Source organism: Oceanisphaera psychrotolerans, from assembly GCF_001870485.1.
GTDB lineage: Bacteria > Pseudomonadota > Gammaproteobacteria > Enterobacterales > Aeromonadaceae > Oceanimonas > Oceanimonas psychrotolerans.
Genome location: NZ_MDKE01000051.1, coordinates 1 through 3,023, shown reverse-complemented (window position 1 = coordinate 3,023; position 3,023 = coordinate 1). Strand labels below are relative to the sequence as shown.

Sequence of the window (3,023 nt, the reverse complement as noted above, 5' to 3'; positions counted from 1 at the left end):
AAACACGGAAACCTCACTTGCGAAAAGCGAGGTGTCCATATATGGGTTTACGGCGTGTCTGCGTTCGGTATCTGGCCTGTGATCTCCTATCCGGACCGATACTTAACGCACCACGCCGCCGAGAAATTCCTGGCGGGTTTCGGGTCGGCTCTTGAAAATACCGCCGAGAGACGTGGTGGTGGTACTGCTGGTGGCATCCATCACGCCCCGGGCCTTCACGCAGTAGTGAGTCGCGGTAATGCTCACCGCCACGTCATCCGACTCCAGCAGCGCCTGCAGCGCCACCAGTACCTGCTGGGTCAGTCGTTCCTGCACCTGAGGCCGACGGGCAAAAAACTGCACGATACGGTTGATCTTGGACAGCCCAATCACCTTGCTGCGCGGAATATAAGCCACGGTGGCCGTGCCGTCGATGGTCACGAAGTGATGCTCGCAGGTACTGGTGAGGGTGATGTCCCGCACCTGCACCATTTCATCCACCTTCATCTTGTTTTCAATCAGGGTGATTTTGGGGAAATAGCTGTAATCCAGCCCGGAAAAAATCTCCCGCACATACATCTTGGCGATGCGCTTCGGCGTTTCGGCCAGGCTGTCATCTTCCAGATCCAGACCCAGTACATCCATCATCTCGGTCATCAGTCCGGTAATGCGGGACTGTTTTTCATCCAGGGTCAGATTATTGCCCTTCATCGGGGTTTCCAGCCCTCTCGCCTCAAGGGCGGAACGAACTCGGATGGCGGCATCGCTCAAAGCGGTCATGACAGGCTCCGTTGAATAAATAAAAAGCGGTAAAACAGACTGCGGGAATGGTAGTGCATTTAAGGTCCGCTGTGAATGCTGGATTCATCTCCTAACCTTCAGAGAAAAATGACAAAAAAAAATTTAAACTGGAATAATAAATTCAATCGCCCCCATAACAGGTAACCGAACATGGCCATTCACGATTGCGACAGCCAACCCGGGCTGCGTCCTTACCTCGACGCCAAGCACGACATGCTCACTCGTCTTGATGCAATAACCGATAACGAGCCGGTTTCCCTCGACCAATCGCTGAACCGGATCCTGGCAGACGACATATACTCGCCCATCGATGTGCCCTCGTTCGCCAATTCGGCCATGGACGGCTACGCCCTGCGCGCCACCGATGCGGTGACCGATGCGGCCCTCACCCTGATCGGCACCAGCCTGGCCGGCCATCCGTTCAACGGTCGGGTCGGCCCCGGCGAATGCGTACGCATCATGACCGGCGCCGCCCTGCCACTCGGCGCCGATGCCGTGGTGATGCAGGAAAACTGCCGCTCGGAGCACAACATCATTTACCCTCGGGGCGCCGTTACCGAGGGGCAGAATATCCGCCAGCCTGCCGAGGACCTGGCCCAGGGCGAACGGGTCTTTGCCGCCGGTACCCGCATCAACGCCCGGGTGCTGTCGGTACTGTCGTCGCTGGGGCTGGAACAACTCTATGTTCGCCGCCCGCTCAAGGTGGCGCTGCTCTCTACCGGGGATGAGCTGAAAAGCCCGGGTGAGCTGCTCGCCCCCGGCGATATTTACGACTCCAATCGCATCGGCATCGGTGCCATGCTCGAACGGCTCGGCATCAGGGTCATCGACTACGGCATCATCAAGGACGATCCGGCGCTTATCCGGCAGGCCTTTCTCAAGGCCGCCAGTGAAGCCGATGCGCTGATCACCTCCGGTGGCGTCTCGGTAGGCGATGCGGACTACACCAAGCAGGTGCTGGAAGACGTGGGCCGCATCGGCTTCTGGAAGCTGGCGGTCAAGCCCGGCAAGCCCTTCGCCTTCGGCCACATCAGTGACAGCCCCTTCTTCGGCCTGCCGGGCAATCCGGTGTCGGCCGCCGTGACCTTTCACCTGTTGGTGCGTCCGGCGCTGGCAAAACTGGCCGGTGAAACCCTCAAGCCCACCCCGCTGTTGCAGGCGAAGGCGCTGATGCCATTGCGGAAAAGCCCCGGCCGCATGGATTTTCAGCGCGGCATGGTCAGCACCCAGGCCGACGGCAGCCTGGGCGTGGTGGCCGCCGGCTCCCAGAGTTCGGCGGTGTACAGCGCCATGGCCGAGGCCAATTGCCTGCTGCACCTGGAGCAGGACAGAGGCAACGTAGCCGAAGGAGAAATGGTCACCCTGGAACTGATTGACGGGCTGTACTGGTAATGCAGCCGCTCAGCGACGACGAATGGCTGCGCTACAATCGCCAGATTGTGCTGCGCCAGTTCGATATCGACGGCCAGGAGGCCTTGAAAAACGCCGCCGTACTGATCATCGGTGCCGGAGGTCTGGGTTGCGCCGCCGCCCAGTATCTGGCGGTAGCCGGGGTGGGCCAGATCACCCTGGTGGATCACGACCGGGTAGAGCTGTCCAACCTGCAACGCCAGGTGCTGCATCAGGATGGTGATATCGGCCGGCTCAAGGTGGACTCCGCCGCCGACAGCCTGCGCGCCGCCAATCCTTATATCAGGGTGGTCACCCACGCCTGCAACGCCGACGAGGCCCTGCTCAGCCAGCTTGTCCCCCGGCATCAGCTGGTACTCGACGGCACCGACAACCTGGAAACCCGCCAGCGGGTCAACCGGCTGTGTTTTGCCGCCAAAGTCCCGCTGGTATCGGCGGCGGTGATCCGCATGGAAGGCCAGCTCAGTGTCTTTACCTACGGCGACGACGAGCCCTGTTACGGCTGTTTGAGCCGGCTGATGGGTGCCGGCACCCTGAGCTGTGTGGAGGCCGGCGTCCTCGCGCCCATGGTGGGGGTGATGGGTTCGCTGCAGGCGCTGGAGGCCATCAAGCTACTGGCCGACATGGGCCGCTCGCCCAGAGGCAAGCTGCTGCTGGTCGACGGCTTCAACCTCGGTACCCGGGAACTGACCCTGCCCAAGGCGCCAGACTGCCCAATATGTGGGGGAAGTTCGTAGCAAACGGTAGCTAGGAGGGCAAAGGGCCCGCTCCGCCGACACGCCGTAAACCCATATATGGACACCTCGCTTTTCGCAAGTGAGGTTTCCGTGTTT

Annotated in this window: 3 protein-coding genes; 2 read left to right on the top strand and 1 reads right to left on the bottom strand. The window is 60.7% G+C overall.

All coding sequences use genetic code 11. The features are described from left to right. Positions 1-102 precede the first annotated feature (102 nt). Positions 103-759 carry a GTP cyclohydrolase I FolE gene (gene folE / locus BFR47_RS14320; protein WP_071473704.1) on the bottom strand — a complete coding sequence of 219 codons (657 nt, stop codon included), beginning with the start codon at positions 757-759 and terminating at the stop codon, positions 103-105. Between the two features lie 171 nt (positions 760-930). Between folE and moeA the strand changes: the two genes are divergently transcribed. Next, the gene (gene moeA, locus BFR47_RS14315) at positions 931-2,172 is read left to right on the top strand and encodes a molybdopterin molybdotransferase MoeA (protein ID WP_071473703.1); all 1,242 of its coding nucleotides are present in this window, start codon (positions 931-933) and stop codon (positions 2,170-2,172) included. Further along, positions 2,172-2,927 carry a molybdopterin-synthase adenylyltransferase MoeB gene (locus tag BFR47_RS14310; RefSeq protein WP_071473702.1) on the top strand — a complete coding sequence of 252 codons (756 nt, stop codon included), beginning with the start codon at positions 2,172-2,174 and terminating at the stop codon, positions 2,925-2,927. Before moeA ends, BFR47_RS14310 begins: the two co-directional genes overlap by 1 nt. Positions 2,928-3,023 lie beyond the last annotated feature (96 nt).